This window comes from Halomonas ventosae, from assembly GCF_004361885.1.
In the GTDB taxonomy this organism is placed as follows: Bacteria; Pseudomonadota; Gammaproteobacteria; order Pseudomonadales; family Halomonadaceae; genus Halomonas; species Halomonas ventosae_C.
In genome coordinates, this window is the sequence record NZ_SNWH01000007.1 from 119,389 (window position 1) to 137,895 (window position 18,507).

Genomic DNA, 18,507 nt, shown 5'->3' on the forward strand with positions numbered 1-18,507 from the left:
TGCTATAAGCGCGGGCCAAATCAATACGTTATTGCTATAAGACGCGGAAACCCCTCGATGATCAGCCGCATGAAGCCGGACTCCTTCACAACCGCCGGTGGCGTCATGGCCGCCGCACGACGCCTGCCCCGTTCACCTGCCCGCGGCGGCTGGCGATGGTGATGTTCGCGCGCTGAGACGGACCGCGGGCCGTCGCCTCTCTCACCATCGTCGTTTTCCCTTTTTCGAGGATCCGGGCATGATGACTCCCGACCGCTTTCGCGAGCTGGCCGACGCCGGTTACAACCGCATTCCGGTCACCCGCGAGGTGCTGGCCGATCTCGACACGCCGCTCTCCACCTATCTCAAGCTGGCCGACGCCCCCTGGACCTTCCTGCTCGAGTCCGTGCAGGGCGGCGAAAAGTGGGGCCGCTACTCGATCATCGGCCTGCCTTGCCGCGAGCGAATCGAAGTGCGTGGCTTCACCGTCAGCCATTTCGTCGATGACGCATTGCATGGCGCCGGGGAAGCCGAGGATCCGCTGGCTTGGATCGAGCAGTTCCAGGGCCGCTTCAAGGTGCCGCGCCTCGATGACCAGCCGCGCTTCGACGGTGGTCTGGTGGGATATTTCGGCTACGACACCATTCGCTATATCGAACCGCGCCTGCGCGGCGTCGACAAGCCCGATCCCATCGGCGTGCCGGACATCTTGCTGATGGTCTGCAACGACCTGGTGGTGTTCGACAATCTCTCCGGGCGCCTGACGCTGTGGACGCATGCCGACCCCGCCGAGCCGGAAGCCTACGCCCGCGCCCTGGAACGGCTGGAACGTCTGGAGATCCGCCTGCGCAGTGCCACCGTGAATACCATTAGCCCCGGTACCGGCCGTGGCGCGGTGGAGGAGGAGCATTTCACCTCGGGTTTCACCGAGGAGGGCTTCAAGGCGGCCGTGGAGACGATCAAGGAGTATGTGCTGGCCGGCGACGTCATGCAGTGCGTGCCGTCCCAGCGCATGTCGATTCCCTATCAGGCGCCGCCCTTGGACCTCTACCGAGCCCTGCGCAGCCTCAACCCCTCGCCCTACATGTTCTACCTCAACCTGGGCGATCATCAGGTGGCCGGCTCGTCGCCGGAGATCCTCACGCGGCTCGAGGAGGGTGAGGTCACGGTGCGGCCCATCGCTGGCACCCGCAAGCGCGGCCACAGCGAAGAGGAGGATCGCGCCCTGGAGGCCGATCTGCTGGCCGACCCCAAGGAACTCGCCGAGCATCTGATGCTGATCGACCTGGGGCGCAACGATGTGGGTCGCATCAGCGAGACCGGCTCGGTGGAGGTGACCGATCGCATGGTGGTCGAGCGCTACTCCCATGTGATGCACATCGTCTCCAACGTGGTCGGGCGCCTGAAGCCGGGCCTTTCCGCCATGGACGTGCTGCGCGCCACCTTTCCGGCGGGCACAGTCTCCGGCGCGCCCAAGTTCCGGGCACTCGAGATCATCGACGAGGTGGAGCCAGTCAAGCGTGGTGTCTATGCCGGTGCGGTGGGCTACCTCTCCTGGCACGGCAACATGGACACCGCCATCGCCATCCGCACCGCGGTGATCAAGGATGGCCAGCTGCACGTCCAGGCCGGCGCGGGCATCGTCGCCGACTCGGTGCCCGAGATGGAGTGGCAAGAAACGCTCAACAAGGGCCGCGCCCTGTTCCGTGCCGTGGCCATGGCCGAGCGTGGCCTGGACAACCTCGAGTGACCCCTGATGCCTGTCGTCCGGCGCTGGCCGGGCGAGTGCCGGAGAGCCTGCCATGTCCGTGCTGATGATCGATAACTATGACAGCTTCACCTACAACGTGGTGCAGTACCTGGGGGAGCTGGGCGCCGAGGTGGTGACCCACCGCAACGACGCCATTACCCTGGAGGAGATCGAGGCCCTGGCCCCGAGCCATCTGGTAATCTCGCCGGGGCCCTGTGCGCCCGACCAGGCCGGCATCTCCCTGGCGGCCATCCGTCGCTTTGCCGGGCGTATTCCCGTGTTGGGGGTGTGTCTCGGGCACCAGGCCATCGGCCAGGTCTATGGCGGCAAGGTGGTGCGTGCCTCCCAGGTGATGCATGGCAAGACTTCGCGTATTCGCCATCTTAGCCAGGGCGTCTTCGAGGGCCTCGAGGATCCCCTGGAAGTGACGCGCTACCACTCGCTGGTGGTGGCACGCGAGGGCCTGCCCGACTGCCTCGAGGTCACCGCCTGGTGCGACGACGACGACGTCACCCCGGGGCTGATCATGGGGCTGCGCCACCGTGAGCTGGATGTCGAAGGCGTGCAGTTCCATCCCGAGTCGATCCTGACCCGCCAGGGCCATGAGCTGCTGGCCAACTTTCTTAAACGTCGTGTCTAGGCGCTGAGCCGAGCCCGAGTCGAGGCTGATTAGAGGGTAGTAATTATGCAGATGCGAGAGGCCATTGCGGTGGTGATGCGCCGGGAGAACCTGAATTTCGCCGAGACCCATGAAGTGATGCGCCAGATCATGACCGGCGAGGCCAGCGATCCCCAGATCGCCGCCTTCTTGGTAGGCATGGCCATGAAGGGCGAGACCGCCGAGGAGATCAGCGCCGCGGCCCAAGTGATGCGTGAACTGATGAACCCGGTGCGGCTCACGGCCGACAACCTGGTCGACATCGTCGGCACCGGCGGTGATGGCGCCAACCTCTTCAATGTCTCTACGGCGGCGAGCTTCGTGGTGGCTGCCGGCGGGGCGCACGTCGCCAAGCACGGCAACCGCGGCGTTTCCTCGTCATCGGGCAGTGCCGACCTGTTCGCCGTGGCCGGCATCAACCTCGATCTGGATGCCGAGCAGGTGGGCCGCTGTATCAAGCAGGTTGGGGTGGGCTTCATGTTCGCGCCCAGCCATCATCCGGCGATGCGCTATGCCGTGGGCCCGCGTCGCGAGATGGGCGTGCGCACCCTGTTCAACATCCTCGGGCCGCTGACCAATCCTGCCGGCGTCCCCAGCCAGGTGTTGGGGGTCTATGCCCCCGAGCTGGTGCCACTGATGGCCGAGGTGCTGCGGCGACTGGGCAGCGAGCACGTGCTGGTGGTGCATGCCGAAGATGGCCTTGACGAGATCTCGCTGGCGCAGCCGACGCTGGTCGCCGAGCTGAAGGACGGCGAGATCCGCGAGTACATCATCACCCCGGAAGATTTTGGCATCGAGCGTCAGTCGCTGGACTCGCTGCGGGTAAAGAGCGCCGAGGATAGCCTGCGGCTGGTCGAGCAGGCCCTGATCGGCGAGGGGGCAGCGGCGGACATCGTCGCCCTCAATGCCGGTGCGGCGCTCTATGCTTCAGGGGTGTCCGACAGCCTCAAGGAGGGCGTGGCCATGGCCCAGGACGCCCAGGCCTCCAAGCTGCCGCTCGAAAAGCTCAAGGAACTCGCCAACTTCACCCGCGTGTTTTCCCAGTGAGGTCCGACATGACCGAATCCCGTTCCCTGCCCACCATCCTCGAGCGCATCCTGGCGCGCAAGGAACAGGAAGTTGCCGAACGGCGCCGCGCGGTCTCCGAGCAGGAGCTGCTGCGCCTGGCTGCCGAGCAGCCCGCGCCGCGGGGCTTCGTCGCCGCCCTCGAGCGCGCCATCCAGGCCGGCGATCCGGCGGTAATCGCCGAGATCAAGAAGGCCTCACCCTCCAGGGGGGTAATCCGCGAGGACTTTCGCCCCGGCGAGATCGCCGCAAGCTACGCCGAAGGCGGTGCAGCCTGTCTTTCGGTGCTCACCGATGCCGACTTCTTCCAGGGCCACGAGGACTATCTGATCGAGTCGCGCGAGGCCTGCGACCTGCCGGTGATCCGCAAGGACTTCATCACCCATGGCTACCAGGTCAGCGAGGCGCGCGCCCTCGGCGCCGACTGCATCCTGCTGATCGTCGCCGCCCTGGACGATGCGCGGATGGCAGACCTGCATCGCCAGGCCGTGGAACTGGGCATGGACGTGCTGGTGGAGGTCCACGACGCCCTGGAGCTCGACCGAGCCCTCAAGCTCGAGCTCACCCTGGTAGGCATCAACAACCGCGACCTGCACACCTTCGACACCCGGCTCGAGACCACCCTGGAACTGCTGCCGCGGATTCCGCCCGGCGTCAGCGTGGTCACCGAGTCCGGCATCCACACCCGCGATGACGTGCTGCGCATGCGCGAGCATGACGTCAATGCCTTCCTGGTGGGCGAGGCCTTCATGCGCGAGGCCGACCCCGGCGAGGCCCTGCGGCGGCTGTTCTTCTAGGCAAGTTTGCGGACCTTACTCTGTAGGAGCCCGGCTTGGCCGGCGGTTCGACGGTTCCACGCTTCGACGATGGAGGCCGCAGGCCTCCCCGGTTCCAGCCGGTTTTGTGAAGTCCCACTCCAGTGCCTAACCTGCTCTCCAGCACTTCTGCTGACAGCCCACCAAGCGACTCCCAATGGCGATCAAGAAATCCGAACTCTACTCCTCTCTCTGGGCCTCCTGCGACGAACTGCGCGGCGGCATGGACGCGTCGCAGTACAAGGACTACGTCCTGTTCATGCTGTTCATCAAGTATATCTCGGACAAGTACGCCGATTCCGACGACTTCGCGCCGCCGGTGATCATCCCCCAAGGCGCCAGCTTCGCCGATATGGTCAAGCTCAAGGGCAAGAGCGACATCGGGGACAGGATCAACACCCAGATCATCCAGCCGCTGATCGACGCCAACCAGCGCCTGGCGCGCAGTGACTTTCCCGATTTCAACGACCCCAACAAGCTCGGCGAAGGCAAGGCGATGGTGGATCGCCTCACCAACCTGATCAGCATCTTCCAGAAGCCGGAGCTCAACTTCGCCAGGAACCGTGCCGAGCACGACGACATCCTGGGCGACGCCTACGAATACCTGATGCGCCACTTCGCCCAGGAGAGCGGCAAGAGCAAGGGGCAGTTCTATACGCCTTCCGAGGTCAGCCGGATCATGGCGCAGGTCATCGGCATCTCGCCTGAGCGTGCTGTGGCGGCCACCACCGCCTACGACCCCACCTGCGGCTCGGGCTCCCTGCTGCTCAAGGTCGCCGCCGAGGCCGGCAAACACATCACCCTGGAAGGGCAGGAGAAAGACGTCACAACCGCCGGTCTGGCGCGCATGAACATGATCCTGCACGACTTCCCTACCGCCAACGTGGTGCAGGGCAACACCCTGGCCAATCCCAAGTTCAGAGACGGCGAGCAGCTGCGTACCTACGACTACGTGGTGGCCAATCCGCCGTTCTCGGACAAGGGTTGGAGCGCCGGCATCACGCCAGAAGATGACCCCTGGCAGCGCTTCGCCTGGGGCGCACCGCCGGCCAAGCAGGGCGACTACGCCTACCTGCTGCATATCCTTCGCTCGATGAAAAGCACCGGCAAGGGCGCGGTGATCCTGCCCCATGGCGTGCTGTTCCGGGGCCACGCCGAGGCCGCCATCCGCCGGCAACTGGTGCGCTCCGGGTATCTGAAAGGCATCATCGGCCTGCCGGCCAACCTCTTCTACGGCACCGGCATTCCCGCCTGCATCCTGGTGCTGGACAAGGAGAACGCCCAGGCGCGAAAGGGGGTCTTCATGATCGATGCCGCCCGGGGCTTCATCAAGGATGGCAACAAGAACCGGTTGCGCGAGCAGGACATCCACCGCATCGTCGATACCTTCAACAAGCAGGCTACCGTGCCGCGCTACGCCCGTATGGTGCCCTTCGACGAGATCGCTGACCCGAAGCACGACTTCAACCTCAACCTGCCACGCTACATCGACGCCAGCGAACCCGAAGACCGCCACGACCTGCACGCCCACATGAACGGTGGGATTCCCGTGCGCGACATCGACGGTGACCGCGCCGCCATCCCGCCGGTGCCGGGTTTGGCCGCCTACTGGGCCGTCTTCCCCAGCTTGCGGGCAGCGCTTTTCCGGCCCACGCCTCACACTGGCTACGTCGATCTTGCCGTGGCTCTCCAGTCGCTAAGAAGCACTATCCTTGAGCACGCCGAGTTCACCGCTTTCCGTGAGCGGGCTTCTGCCCTGTTCGACGATTGGCGCTCGCGCAACCGGCCGGTGCTCAAGGGCTTCGGCATCGACGACCAACCCAAGGCCCTGATCACCCGGGTGAGTGAGGATCTGCTGAACATCTTCCGTGCCGCGCCCCTGCTCGACCCCTACGACATCTATCAGCACCTGATGGACTACTGGTACGAGACCCTGCAGGACGACGCCTACGAGGTTGCCGCCGACGGCTGGGTGGCGGAAACCCGCCGCGTGCTGGAAGAGGTCAAGAGCGGCAAGAAGAAGGGCGAGATGAAGGACAAGGGCTGGACCTGTGACCTGATACCCAAGCCCTATATCGTCGCGTGCTACTTTACCGAGGAGCAGGGCGAACTGGATGCTCTTCAGACCGAGCTGGACGCCCGCATCGCGGACATGAGCGAACTGGAAGAAGAACACGGCGGCGAGGACGGCGCCTTCGCCGAGCTGGACAAGATCAACAAGGGCGAGGTCAGCAAGCGACTCAACGAGATCAAGGGCGACCCCGACTACGCTGACGAAATCAAGGTGCTCAAGCAGTGGAACCAGCTCGACAAGCGCCAGAGCGAGCTGAAAAAAGCCATCAAGGAGGCCGACGCCGCCCTCGACCAGCAGGCTTATGACAAGTATCCCGAGCTCAGCGTCGAGGAGATCAAGACCCTGGTGGTGGACGACAAGTGGCTCACCGCCCTGGAAGCCGCCGTGCAGGGCGAGCTGGAGCGCGTCTCCCAGACCCTCACCGGCCGCGTGCGCGAGCTGGCCGACCGCTATGCGACCCCGCTGCCGCAGCTGAGCCGGCAGGTAGAAGCGCTCTCGGCGCGGGTGGACGAGCACCTGAAGACGATGGGAGTGGCGTGGGCATGACGGACGAGGTGCTGGAAGTGTGTGACGCCTCGGCGGGGTATGCGCGGCAGATGGACAGGCCGGCGGTGCCAGAGGGCTACAGGGACACGGAGATCGGGATTATTCCCGAAGACTGGGAGGTGTCCGCAGCTCGTCAGAAAGGGGAGATTCTTGCAGGGAAGGCATTGGCCATTAATGCGCCAGGCGAACAGCGCCCTTACCTCAGAACAAAGAACGTCCTTGATGGGCGAATTGACATCACCGATGTGCTCAAGATGCCGATGACGGATGAGCAGTTTAGACAATTCCAAGTTAGGAATGGCGATGTCCTGCTTAACGAGGGCCAGAGTCTTGAGCTTGTTGGGCGATGTTCGATTTATAATGATGAATATCCCGAACCCTGTGCCATTCAGAATGCCCTCTTGCGTTTCAGGGCTCGATCAGGTGTTTGTGAAAATTTCGCCTCGCACCTTTTCCGGCACTGCCAGCAGACTGGGGTCTTCTCACGGATTTCGCTCCAAACCACTTCGGTGGCTCATCTTGGTTCAACGCGGTTCGGGCGCTTGCGCCTTGCTTGGCCCACTGAAGCAGAACAGCGCGCCATCGCTACCGCCCTAAGCGATGTGGATTCCCTTCTGGGGTCGCTGGACCGCCTGATCGCCAAGAAGCGTGATATCAAACAGGCTGCCATGCAACAGCTCCTGACCGGCGAGACGCGGCTGCCTGGTTTTGAGGGGGCGTGTGAGACGAAGACCCTAGAGGAAATTGCGGATATTCGAAGCGGCGGCACGCCAAGCACTACTAACCAGGACCTCTGGAATGGCGGTGTCGCATGGTGTACCCCAACGGATATCACGGCGCTACACGGTCGGAAGCACCTTACGGAAACCGAGCGCACAATATCGCAAAAAGGTCTTCAGGCTAGCTCTGCCGAAGTTATTCCTCCCAACTCGATCATTATGACAACCCGCGCCACCATCGGAGAGTGTGCGATCAATACGATTCCAATGACCACGAATCAGGGTTTTAAAAACCTGATTCCATTAAACGCGGACAGCGAATTTCTTTTTTATTTGATGACTACTCAGAAACAGCTCCTTCTCCAGCTCTGTGGGGGGAGTACGTTTCTTGAGGTTGGCAAGAAACAATTACAGACATTTAAAGTAACGCTGCCATCGGATATCGAAGAACAAGCCGCCATCGCCACCGTCCTCTCCGATATGGACGCCGAACTCGAAGCCCTGGAACAGCGCCGCAGCAAAACCGCCGAGCTGAAACAGGGCATGATGCAGGAGCTGCTGACCGGGAGGACACGTCTGGTATGACCGACAGGGCCGTCACCGATCCGGCGCTGGTCGCCGATCTTCGCCAGCTTATCGATGGTGCCCGCCAGCGCGCGGCGGTGGCGGTCAATGCCGAGTTGACCCTGCTCTACTGGGAAATCGGACGCCGTATCCACCGGGAGGTCCTGGCGGGCAAGCGGGCCGGTTATGGCGAGGAGATTGTCTCCGCGCTGGGGAGACAGTTGACCCATGAGTACGGCAGGGGCTTTTCGGCCAAGAACCTGCGCCACATGATCCGCTTCGCCGAGGTCTTCCCGGAGGAGGAGAAAGTCTCCGCACTGCGGAGACAGTTGAGCTGGACCCACCTCAAGAGCCTGATCTATCTGGACGACTCGCTGAAGCGCGAGTTCTATATCGAGCTGTGCCAGCTCGAAGGGTGGTCGTCTCGCCAGCTGCAGGAGCGCATCCAGTCGATGCTCTTCGAGCGAAGCGCCATCTCGAAAAAGCCCGAGCAGACCATCCAGCACGAGCTATCCACCCTGCGCCGGGGCGGCCAGGCGTCGCCCGCGCTGCTGCTCAAGGATCCCTACCTGCTCGACTTCCTCGGCCTCAACGACCGCTATCTGGAGCGTGACCTGGAAGACGCCATCCTGCGCGAGATAGAGCAGTTCCTGCTGGAGCTGGGTGCGGGCTTCACCTTCGTGGGACGCCAGAAGCGTATCCAGATCGACGACGAGGACTTCTACATCGACCTGCTGTTCTACAACCGCAAGCTCAGGCGGCTGGTGGCCATTGACCTCAAGCTCGGGCGCTTCAAGGCCGAGTACAAGGGACAGATGGAGCTCTACCTGCGCTGGCTGGCGCGCCACGAGCAGGAGGCAGGGGAAAATCCGCCGCTGGGTATCATCCTGTGTGCCGGCAAGCAGCGCGAGCAGATCGAGTTGCTGGAACTGGACAAGAGCGGCATCCATGTTGCCGAATACCTGACAGTGTTGCCTTCCCGAGAGGCCCTGCAGGCCAAGCTGCATCAATCCATCGCCGCCGCCAGGGCGCGGCTGCAGGGGGGCCAGGACGAGCCGACCGACTGAGCCACGCAAGGAGCCCGCCAGATGTCGCACGCCACGCGCCCTGAGCGCCTGACCCAGAACCGCGTGATCCACCTGCTGACCCGGCCGGAGGCTGAGGGCGGCTTGGGCTATCGCTGGCTGGGCAACTGGAGCCGTCGGCAGGGCAATCGTGCCATCGAGGCCGAGCTGCTGCGCGACAATCTGCGCGAACGTGGCGACTCCGAGGCGCATATCGCCGCTGCGCTGCACAAGCTGCAAACGGCCGCCGATGTCACCGGCGTGACGCTCTACCAGGCCAATCTGCGCACCTACAACCTGCTGCGCTACCCCGTGAAGGTGCTGCTCTCGCCGGGGCAGCCGCACGAGGATGTGCACCTGATCGATTGGACCCACCCCGAGAACAACGACTTCGCCCTGGCCGAGGAGGTGACCCTCAGGGGTGGGCACGAGCGCCGGCCGGACCTGGTGCTCTATCTCAACGGCATCGCCGTGGCGGTGATCGAGCTCAAGCGCAGCTCCATGGAGGTGGCCGACGGTGTGCGCCAGCTCATCACCAACCAGGAGTCGATCTTCAACGAGGGCTTCTTCACCACCGCGCAGCTGCTGCTGGCCGGCAGCGACGCCCAGGGGCTGCGCTACGGCACCACCGGCACGCCGGAGCAGTTCTTTGTGCAGTGGAAGGATGAGGAGGGCGGCAGCACTGCGTCGCCCGGAGTATTGCTGGACAGGCCGCTGGCGCAGATGTGCGGCAAGCAGCGCCTGCTGGACCTGATCCGTAACTTCGTGATCTTCGATGCCGGCCAGAAGAAAGTGCCGCGGCCGCACCAGTATTTTGGCGTCAAGGCGGCCCAGGAGCACATCGCCCGGCGCGAGGGCGGGGTGATCTGGCACACCCAGGGCAGCGGCAAGAGCATCCTGATGGTGCTGCTGGCCAAGTGGATCATGGAACACGACCCGGCGGCGCGCATTCTGGTGGTGACCGACCGCGACGAACTGGACCGCCAGATCGTCGGCGTGATGCGCAATGCCGGTGTCGTGGGCGAGGATGATTTTTCGCCTCGCATCACTTCACGCGCACAGTTCATGGATAAGCTGGGGGCGACCACGCCGCGGCTGCTCTGCGCCCTGGTGCACAAGTTTGACCCGGGCGATCTCAGGGGCGACCCGCCGCCAGTGCACGGGCGCTTCTATGTGTTCGTGGACGAGTGCCACCGTACCCAGGGTGGCGCCATGAACCGGCAGATGAAACGCTGGCTCGCCGACGCCATCTTCATCGGCTTCACCGGCACGCCCCTGCTAAGGCGCGACAAGCAGACCACCCGCGAGGTCTTCGGCACCTATATTCACACCTACAAGTTCCCCGAGGCAGTGGCCGATGGCGTGGTACTGGACCTGAAGTACGAAGCCCGCGATGTCCCCCAGCGGTTGACCTCTCGGCAGGCCATCGACAAGTGGTTCGAGCAGAAGACCCGGAACCTCAACAACTACCAGAAGGCGGTGCTACGCAAGCGCTGGGCCACGCTGGAGGAGCTGATGAGCTCCGCCGAGCGCAAGCAGCGCATCGTCGCGGATATCATCGAGGACTTCGGCCTCAAGCCGCGCCTGAACAACGATCGCGGCACGGCCATCCTGGTGGCCGCCTCGATCTATGATGCCTGCCATTACTTCCGGTTGTTCCAGAATACGTCATTCGGTCAGTACTGCGGCATCATCACCTCCTTCGAGCCCAGCCACAACGCCATCTCCCGCGAGCCGGCCAACAGCGACGAGCGCTACAAGTTCGACACTTATACCCGGTTTGTGCTGAAGGAAGGCCAGAGTACCGCCCAGTACGAGGCCGAGATGAAGCGGCGCTTCATCGAGGAGCCGGCCAACACCAAGCTGCTGATCGTGGTGAGCAAGCTGCTGACCGGCTTCGATGCGCCCTCGTGCAGCTATATCTACCTGGACAATGAACTGCGCGACCACAACCTGTTCCAGGCCATCTGCCGGACCAACCGGCTCGACGGCGACGACAAGGACTACGGCCATATCGTCGATTTCAAGCAGCTGTTCGGCGATGTGCAGCAGGCGATCGCCGTCTACAGCTCCGATGAGCTGGACCTGGACGATGGCGGTGCGGCGGAAAACAACGTCGAACTGAAGGACTGGCGCAAGGAGGGTCGCAGGAAGCTCGACACGGCCCGAGAAGCGCTCAAGTACCTGTGTGAGCCGGTGCCGCCGCCGCGCGAGATCGAGCACTACCTGCACTATTTCTGCGGCGATGCCGGGGCGCCGGAGGCGCTGGACGATACCGAGGTGCTGCGCATCGCCTTCTACAAGGCGGTGGCCAGCTTCGTGCGCGCGTATTCCGCCATCGCCCAGGAACTGGAGGCCGTTGGCTACTCAGCGGGAGAGATTGCCGCCTTGCAGGACGAGGTGACCTTCTTCAGCGAAGTGCGTGCCGCCATCAAGTGCCACTCCGGCGAGGAGCTGGATATCAAGCCCTTCGAGGCGGACATGCGCCACCTCATCAACACCTATATTCAGGCGGACCCGGCGAGCAATCTCGGCTCGGTGGACAGCTACTCCCTGGTGGAGCTTATCGTCGAGACAGGTATTCATGATGCCATCGCCAAGAAGCTCAATCAGCAGGGCAAGCTGTCGAAGAACGGGGTGGCCGAGGGCATCATCAACAACGTGCGCAAGACCATCATCCGTGGCCAGCTCACCGATCCACGCTTCTACAAACAGCTCTCGACTCTGCTGGACGACCTGATCGCGGACTGGCGCAGCGAGACGGCTTCCTACCAGCAGTTGCTGGAGCGCGCCGAGGCCCTCGTCCAGCAGATGGCGCAGGGGCAGCGTGGCGAGCCGGTGCCTCCTGAGCTTGACGATCGGCCCGAGGCGCAGGTGATCTACCACAACTTGCCGGATATCCTGGCCGCGTCGCGCCCGGCAAACGAAGTGCATGAGCCCTCACTCGACGCTGACGAGCAGCGGCTGCGAATCTCGCTGGCCATCGACCGGGCCATGCGCGAGCTGGCCCCGGCCGGCTGGCGTGGGGACGACGCGCGCGAGCGGCAGGTACTCAACGCCCTGTTCCCTATCCTCGGGAGAAATCGAAAGACCACCGAGGCTGTGTTCGATCTGATCAAGCAGCAGGCGGGTTACCCGTGACCGAATCGATCACATTGGGGGATATCGCCATCGAGGTGACGCGCAAGAATGTCCGCAACGTGCATCTTTCCGTGCATCCGCCGGACGGACGGGTCACCCTGGTGGCGCCCCGCGCGACCCGCCTGGAGGTGGCGCGCACCTATGCAATTGCCAAGCTGGGCTGGATACGCGACCAGCAGGCGAGACTCCACGCTCAGGCCCGAGAAACGCCCCGTCGGCTCGTTGAGCGAGAGAGCCACTATCTCTGGGGCCGGCGCTACCTGTTGAGCGTGGAGGAGCGTGAGGCCCGCCCGGGCGTCAAGTTGGATCATAAGCGCATTACGCTTACGGTGCGGCCGGGAAGCGATCGGGAAAAGCGTGCTGATGTCATGCATGAGTGGCACAAGCGACTGTTGCATGACGCTATCCCCCCGCTGATTGCAAGCTGGGAGGCTCGCCTGGGCGTTCGCGTCTCGGCTTACCACCTGCAGCGCATGAAGACCAAGTGGGGAAGCTGCAATCCCTCGAAGGGCAATATTCGACTGAATACGGAGCTGGTCAAGAAACCCAAGGACCTGCTGGAGTACATCATCGTCCACGAAATGGCCCACCTGATTGAGCCCACCCACAATGAACGCTTCATCACCCTTCTGGATCGGCACTACCCAGGCTGGCGCGAGGCTCGTGACGAGCTCAATGCCTTACCCTTGAAGGCCGAATACTGGTAAGTCGAAAAGCAACTCAGAAGGCCGGTGAATCGGGGTAGACCAGGCTGATCAGGCGCTCTCCCGGCTGGGCTTCGAGGGGTGACTGGTCGCTGGCGACGCGGATCCGCCCCTGGGCGTCGATGCAGAACAGCGGCAGCAGGCGATGGCCATGGGTCGCGACATAGTCGTCCATAGCGAAGGCCTCGTGCAGTCGCGTGGTTCTCACCTCCGCCCCTTGGGCTACCAGGCTCGCCAGCTTGTGCCAGGTCACCTGCTCGCCGAACAGGCACGGCAGCTCGGTGAGTTGTTCTGGCCGTTCCCGAGAGGATGCCTGCTCCCCACTGACCTCGATACGAAAGACCTTGCCGTGGCCCAGCTGTCTTGCGAAGTAGAGGGCGGCCAGGTCGTTCTGCTCGCGGTAGGGCGAGAGCGGCAGGAAGTGGCCAAGCCCTGCCATGTCCAGATGCATCTGGGCGTGTTCCGAGGCCGGGTTGCCGTAATAGGTCGGCAGGCCGGTCATGCGTGCCGCCTCGAGGGCTTCCCAGTCATGGTCGCAGAGGCGCACGACAAAGCCTGCCTCCTGGAGTGCCTGGCCCACGGCACGTGCCACCGGATTGGCACCGAGGATCAGGAAGCCCCGGGGCGGCGGAGTGGTGACGCCGAGCGCATCGGCGATGGGTCGCGACAGCAGGCCCTGGACCACCACCGTGGCGATGATCACCAGGAAGGTCACCGGCACCAGCATGTCGGCCCCCTCGATGCCCTCGGCCTCGAGCTTGAGGGCGAACAGTGAGGCCACCGCTGCCGCCACGATGCCCCTTGGTGAAACCCAGGCCAGCAGCGTCTTCTCCCGCCAGTCGAGCCCGCTGCCCGCGGTGCACAGCCATACGGTCAGCGGTCGCGCCACCACCATCAGCACGCCCAGGTAGGCCCAGGCCGGCCAGCTCAGCAGCGCCAGCTGGTCAACGCCGAGCCGCGCGGCGAGCAGGATGAACAGCCCCGAGATCAGCAGTACCGACAGGGTCTCCTTGAACTCGATAATAGGCCCGGTGGGAACCCGCGGCATGTTGGCCATCCATACGCCCATCACCGTGACGGTCAGCAGCCCGGACTCATGAAAGAGCTGGTTGGAGAGGGTATAGAGGGTGAGCATGACCATCAGCGTGCCGAAGCTGTGCAGTTGGCGAGGCAGCCAATGGTGGCGCAGCACGCAGCCCCACAGGTAGCCGCCCAGGCTCCCCAGGCCGAAGCCGATCAAGGCGGTCAGGCCGAACAGCCCGAGGGTGTGGGTGACAGCATTGCGCGAGGCGTCGATGACCACGTACTCATAGACCAGCACCGCACCGATGGCGCCGATGGGATCGATAAGGATGCCCTCCCAGCGCAGGATCTGGGCGAGCGACGGTTTGGCGCGCAGCGTCTCGAGCAGGGGCAGCACCACCGTGGGGCCGGTGACCACCAGCAGGGCGCCGAGCAGGCTGGCCATTGCCCATGACAACTCGAGAAGCCAGCGAGCGGCCAGGGCGCTGACCACGGCCGTGATCAGCACCCCCCAGGTCACCAGGCGACGTACCGTATGGCCATGCCCGCGCAGCTCGGCGAAGTTCAGGGTCAGGCTGCCTTCGAAGAGGATCACTGCCACGGCCAGCGAGACCAGCGGAAACAACAGATTGCCGAGCAGGGCGTCGGGATCGAGCAGGCCGCTGACCGGTCCGACCAGAATGCCGGTGAGCAGCAACGGCAGGATGGCGGGCACCTTGATCCGCCAGGCGAGCCACTGGCAGGCAAGGGAGAGCAGACCGATGGCGGTGAGCAGGAGGGCGGGGCTTTCCATGGCGGGTTTCCTGTCGAAGGGGCGGCAGATTCGTCACTGGCGAGGGGGCGCACAATCGCTGCCGTCGTGCCCGGGGTCAGCGCTGGAAGAGCCAGAGCAGCGCCGAGACCACCAGGCTCGCCAGGATCATGGTGGTGATCGGGAAATAGAAGGCGAGGTTCTCGCGGCGGATCACGATGTCGCCGGGCAGGTGGCCCAAGGGGAGTCGTGACAGCCAGGGCCACAGCAGCCCGGCGGCAATGATCAGCAATCCGACGAGGATCAGGGTGCGGTTCATGCCTCTTGGCTCCTGTCGTGATATGGGAAGGGGGATCGTCGTCATGAGGCTCAGGGGCGCCGCAATCAACCCTGCTTAAGGGCGACCAGCAGCGCCTGCAGCGGATGGGGCAGCACCTGTTCCGAGAACCGCGCCACCTGGCTGCGGCACGAATAGCCGGTGGCGAGCAGCCGGCCGGCATTGGCCTCGCTCTCCACCTTGGGCTGCCACGACTGGGCATAGATCGTCTTCGACGTCTCTAGATTCCTGGCCTCGTGGCCGTAGGTGCCCGACATGCCGCAGCAGCCGGTGGCGACAAGCTCGAGTTCCAGGCCGAAGGCGGCGAAGACCTGCTGCCAGGCCCGGGGGCTGCCCGGAGCATTGGTGGCCTCGGTGCAGTGGGCGAGCAGTCGGTACGCCGGGTCCTGCACCTTCAGGCCTTGCGGGGCAACCCGCGGCGCCAGGTGGGCAACCTGGGTCACCAGCCACTCCTGTAGCAGCAGCACCTCGGGCACGGCCTGCGGGCCCAGCGTCTTGGGATACTCCTGGCGATAGATCAAAGTCATGGCCGGATCGATGCCAACCAGCGGCACGCCGAACTCGGCGAGTGTTTTGAGGCGCCTGGCCTGCGTCCGTGCGGTACGCGCGAAGGCGCCCAGGAAACCCTGTACCTCGAGCGGCTTGCCGCCGGGCGAGTAGGGCGCGACGAAGACCCGCACGTCGAGTCGGCTGAGCAGCTCGACGATGTCCATCACCAGCGTGGCCTCGAAATGGCTGGTGAAGGCATCCTGGAGGAGTACCACGCTGCGCGCCTTCTGCGCCTCGGTGAGCAGGCCGAGCGACGTCGGCGTCGCCTGTGCCACGCCCCAGGCGGTGAGCTGCTTGTTCAGGCTGGCACGGGAAAGCCGCGGGCTGTCCACCAGGCCGAGCGGGCCGGCCAGCAGCCGGTCGACGAGGCGATTGCCCAGGGCGGCGTTGTAGAGCGGCGCCATTCGGGCAAGTGTCGGCAGCACGAACTCCATGCCGCCCACCAGGTAGTCGCGCAGTGGGCGCAGGTAGCGGCCATGGTAGACCTCGAGGAAGCGCGAGCGCGAGTCGGGGACGTTGACCTTCACCGGGCACTGACCGGCGCAGGACTTGCAGGCGAGACACCCTGCCATGGCGTCGTACACCGCGTGGGAGAAGTCGGCTTCGCCGCGTCGCTTGGCCAGGCTGTTTCGTAGCCGCAGCGGGAAGTCCTTGACGAAGCCCCAGGGACCCTCGGCCTTCTTCTTCCTTGACTCCTCGACCAGGTCGACGCCGGCCTCGCCCTGCAGCCGCAGCCACTCGCGGATAAGGCTGGCGCGCCCCTTGGGGGAGTGGATGCGGTCGCGGGTGGCCTTCCAGGAGGGGCACATGGCGTCATCGGGGTCATAGTTATAGCAGGCGCCGTTGCCGTTGCAGTAGACGGTGGCCGCGTGGGCCTGCCAGACCCGCTCGTCGATCTGGCGGTCGAGCTGACCGCGGGTGGCTACGCCGTCGATGGTCAGCAGCTGGGGATCGACCCAGGTCACCGGCTGCGCCTCGATGTCCCGGGAAACGGCGGGCGGCGAGGCGATCTTGCCAGGGTTGAGCTGGTTGTGGGGGTCGAAGGCGGCCTTGACCGCTTGCAGGCTGGGATACAGCTCGCCGAAGAAGCCGGGAGCATACTCCGAGCGCACGCCCTTGCCATGCTCGCCCCATAGTAGGCCGTGGTACTTCTTCGTCAGCGCGACCACCTCGTCGGAGATCTCACGGATCAGCCGCTCCTGGGCCGGGTCTTTCATGTCGATGGCCGGACGTACGTGCAGCACGCCGGCATCCACATGGCCGAACATGCCGTACTCGAGGCCGCGGGCATCCAGGGTGGCGCGAAACTCGGCGATATAGTCCGCCAGGTGCTGCGGTGGGACGGCGGTGTCCTCGACGAAGGGGATGGGTCGCTTCTCGCCCTTGGTGTTGCCCAGAAGGCCCACGGCGCGCTTGCGCATGCCGTAGACCTTCTGGATCTGCTCGCGCCCCTCGGCCAGCGTGTAACCGAGGCGCTCGACGCTGGCATCGGCCTCCAGGTGGCGGCAGAAGGCGGCAACGCGCTCGGTCAGCTGCTCGGGGTCATCGTCATTGAACTCCACGAGGTTGATGCCGCGCACCGGCGTCTCACCGCTGGGAAAGAACGCTGCCACGCTGTCCCAGACGAAGTCCTCCATGGCCAGCATCAGCACGCTGTCGTCCACCGTCTCGATGGAGGTGGGCCGCGCCTGTGGCTGGGCTTGTGAAGAGGTACTGCTTGCCATCAGCGCCTTGGCATCGCGCAGCGCCTCCATGAAGCCGGCGTAGCGCACGTTGACCAGCGTTGAGTGGCGGGGGATGGGCAGCACGTTGAGCACCGCTTCATCGAGCAAGCCCAACGAGCCCTCCGAGCCGCACAGCAGGCTGTTGATGTCGAGGCGACCCTCGGCGTCGCGAAGGTGCGCCAGGTCGTAGCCGGTCAGGCAGCGGTTGAGCGGCGGAAACTTCTCGGCGATCAGCTCGCCCTGGGTGTCGATGATTTCCCGGGCGGTGCGGTAGGCTGCCCCGGTGACGTCGTCACGTTCGCACAGCGGCGTGAGCTCCTCGTCGGCCAGCGGACGGCTGACCAGGCGCTCGCCGCCGAGCAGCAGGGTCTCGAGCTCGAGCACATGGTCGCGGGTCTTGCCATACTCGCAGCTGCCCTGGCCGCTGGCGTCGGTTGCGATCATGCCGCCGATGGTGGCGCGGTTGGAGGTGGACAGCTCCGGGGCGAAGAAGAGCCCGTGGGGCTTGAGCGCCGCATTGAGCTGATCCTTGACCACGCCGGCCTGCACGCGCACGCGGCGGCTCTCCACGTCGATGTCGAGAATCGCATTCATGTGTCGCGAGACGTCTACCACCAGGCCGTCGGTGAGCGACTGGCCGTTGGTGCCGGTTCCGCCGCCGCGCGGGGTGAGTGCTACTCGGCGGTGTTCGTCTCGGCCGGCCAGCCGGGCGATGCGTTCGAGGTCGGCGCCGTGCCGGGGGTAGAGCACCGCTTGGGGCAGGCGCTGGTAGATGGAGTTGTCGGTGGCCAGCACCGTGCGGGCGGCATAGTCTGGGGCGATCTCGCCCTCGAAGCCCGCATCGCGCAGGGCGTCCAGGAAGCGCAGGTAGGGGGTGGCGAGGCTCTTGATATGGCGCGCGTCGGCGGTATCCAGTCGTGCGATCATGGAACTCTTGTCTGGAAAAGGGAGCGTGGCGCTACTCTACCGCGAGAGCGTGGTGGCGCGCACCCAGAGCGGGGCGATCATCGTGAAGCCGGCGACCCCGGCGCGTGGCGCCGCTTT

The 18,507-nt window shown here is 64.6% G+C and carries 12 protein-coding genes; 9 read left to right on the top strand and 3 right to left on the bottom strand.

The genetic code is table 11. The features are described 5' to 3' along the window. The first annotated feature begins 241 nt into the window (after nucleotides 1–241). From trpE to DFO68_RS07845, 9 genes are all read left to right on the top strand, one after another. The gene (gene trpE / locus DFO68_RS07805) at nucleotides 242–1,729 is read left to right on the top strand and encodes an anthranilate synthase component I (protein ID WP_133483127.1); all 1,488 of its coding nucleotides are present in this window, start codon (nucleotides 242–244) and stop codon (nucleotides 1,727–1,729) included. Nucleotides 1,730–1,781: 52 nt separating this feature from the next. Next, nucleotides 1,782–2,369 (top strand): anthranilate synthase component II, encoded by a 588-nt coding sequence (locus tag DFO68_RS07810; RefSeq protein WP_133483092.1) that lies wholly within the window; start codon nucleotides 1,782–1,784, stop codon nucleotides 2,367–2,369. 45 nt (nucleotides 2,370–2,414) lie between these two features. Continuing rightward, nucleotides 2,415–3,434, top strand: a complete 1,020-nt coding sequence (gene trpD, locus DFO68_RS07815) for an anthranilate phosphoribosyltransferase (RefSeq protein WP_133483093.1) — start codon at nucleotides 2,415–2,417, stop codon at nucleotides 3,432–3,434. Nucleotides 3,435–3,442: 8 nt separating this feature from the next. Then, nucleotides 3,443–4,249, top strand: coding sequence for an indole-3-glycerol phosphate synthase TrpC (trpC, locus tag DFO68_RS07820; protein ID WP_133483094.1), 807 nt, complete (start codon nucleotides 3,443–3,445; stop codon nucleotides 4,247–4,249). A 175-nt stretch (nucleotides 4,250–4,424) separates the two neighbouring features. Next, the gene (locus DFO68_RS07825; RefSeq protein WP_133483095.1) at nucleotides 4,425–6,887 is read left to right on the top strand and encodes a type I restriction-modification system subunit M; all 2,463 of its coding nucleotides are present in this window, start codon (nucleotides 4,425–4,427) and stop codon (nucleotides 6,885–6,887) included. Next, nucleotides 6,884–8,191 (top strand): restriction endonuclease subunit S, encoded by a 1,308-nt coding sequence (locus DFO68_RS07830; protein WP_133483096.1) that lies wholly within the window; start codon nucleotides 6,884–6,886, stop codon nucleotides 8,189–8,191. Before DFO68_RS07825 ends, DFO68_RS07830 begins: the two co-directional genes overlap by 4 nt. Continuing rightward, a complete protein-coding gene (locus DFO68_RS07835; RefSeq protein ID WP_133483097.1) occupies nucleotides 8,188–9,237 on the top strand; it encodes a PDDEXK nuclease domain-containing protein in 1,050 nt (349 codons plus the stop codon). The genes DFO68_RS07830 and DFO68_RS07835 overlap by 4 nt, the downstream gene beginning before the upstream one ends. A gap of 21 nt (nucleotides 9,238–9,258) precedes the next feature. Next, on the top strand, nucleotides 9,259–12,375 hold the full coding sequence (locus tag DFO68_RS07840; protein ID WP_133483098.1) for a type I restriction endonuclease subunit R: 3,117 nt from the start codon (nucleotides 9,259–9,261) through the stop codon (nucleotides 12,373–12,375). After that, the gene (locus DFO68_RS07845; protein ID WP_133483099.1) at nucleotides 12,372–13,082 is read left to right on the top strand and encodes a M48 family metallopeptidase; all 711 of its coding nucleotides are present in this window, start codon (nucleotides 12,372–12,374) and stop codon (nucleotides 13,080–13,082) included. Before DFO68_RS07840 ends, DFO68_RS07845 begins: the two co-directional genes overlap by 4 nt. A 13-nt stretch (nucleotides 13,083–13,095) precedes the next feature. Here the strand turns inward: DFO68_RS07845 and DFO68_RS07850 are convergent, their stop codons facing one another. The 3 genes from DFO68_RS07850 to ydiJ form a co-directional block, all read right to left on the bottom strand. Continuing rightward, a complete protein-coding gene (locus DFO68_RS07850) occupies nucleotides 13,096–14,895 on the bottom strand; it encodes a cation:proton antiporter (RefSeq protein WP_133483100.1) in 1,800 nt (599 codons plus the stop codon). Nucleotides 14,896–14,971: 76 nt separating this feature from the next. Beyond that, on the bottom strand, nucleotides 14,972–15,172 hold the full coding sequence (locus DFO68_RS07855; RefSeq protein WP_133483101.1) for a DUF2905 domain-containing protein: 201 nt from the start codon (nucleotides 15,170–15,172) through the stop codon (nucleotides 14,972–14,974). Between the two features lie 65 nt (nucleotides 15,173–15,237). After that, entirely contained in the window at nucleotides 15,238–18,390 is a 3,153-nt protein-coding gene (gene ydiJ / locus DFO68_RS07860; RefSeq protein WP_133483102.1) for a D-2-hydroxyglutarate dehydrogenase YdiJ, read from the bottom strand. Between the last annotated feature and the right edge of the window lie 117 nt (nucleotides 18,391–18,507).

Bases quoted from the DNA above. Each gene is read 5' to 3' on its own strand.
- DFO68_RS07825 (WP_133483095.1), top strand. From the start codon at position 4,425: ATGGCGATCAAGAAATCCGAACTCTACTCCTCTCTCTGGGCCTCCTGC.
- DFO68_RS07840 (WP_133483098.1), top strand. From the start codon at position 9,259: ATGTCGCACGCCACGCGCCCTGAGCGCCTGACCCAGAACCGCGTGATC.
- trpC (WP_133483094.1), top strand. From the start codon at position 3,443: ATGACCGAATCCCGTTCCCTGCCCACCATCCTCGAGCGCATCCTGGCG.
- DFO68_RS07835 (WP_133483097.1), top strand. From the start codon at position 8,188: ATGACCGACAGGGCCGTCACCGATCCGGCGCTGGTCGCCGATCTTCGC.
- ydiJ (WP_133483102.1), bottom strand. From the start codon at position 18,390: ATGATCGCACGACTGGATACCGCCGACGCGCGCCATATCAAGAGCCTC.
- DFO68_RS07830 (WP_133483096.1), top strand. From the start codon at position 6,884: ATGACGGACGAGGTGCTGGAAGTGTGTGACGCCTCGGCGGGGTATGCG.
- DFO68_RS07810 (WP_133483092.1), top strand. From the start codon at position 1,782: ATGTCCGTGCTGATGATCGATAACTATGACAGCTTCACCTACAACGTG.
- trpD (WP_133483093.1), top strand. From the start codon at position 2,415: ATGCAGATGCGAGAGGCCATTGCGGTGGTGATGCGCCGGGAGAACCTG.
- trpE (WP_133483127.1), top strand. From the start codon at position 242: ATGACTCCCGACCGCTTTCGCGAGCTGGCCGACGCCGGTTACAACCGC.
- DFO68_RS07850 (WP_133483100.1), bottom strand. From the start codon at position 14,895: ATGGAAAGCCCCGCCCTCCTGCTCACCGCCATCGGTCTGCTCTCCCTT.
- DFO68_RS07855 (WP_133483101.1), bottom strand. From the start codon at position 15,172: ATGAACCGCACCCTGATCCTCGTCGGATTGCTGATCATTGCCGCCGGG.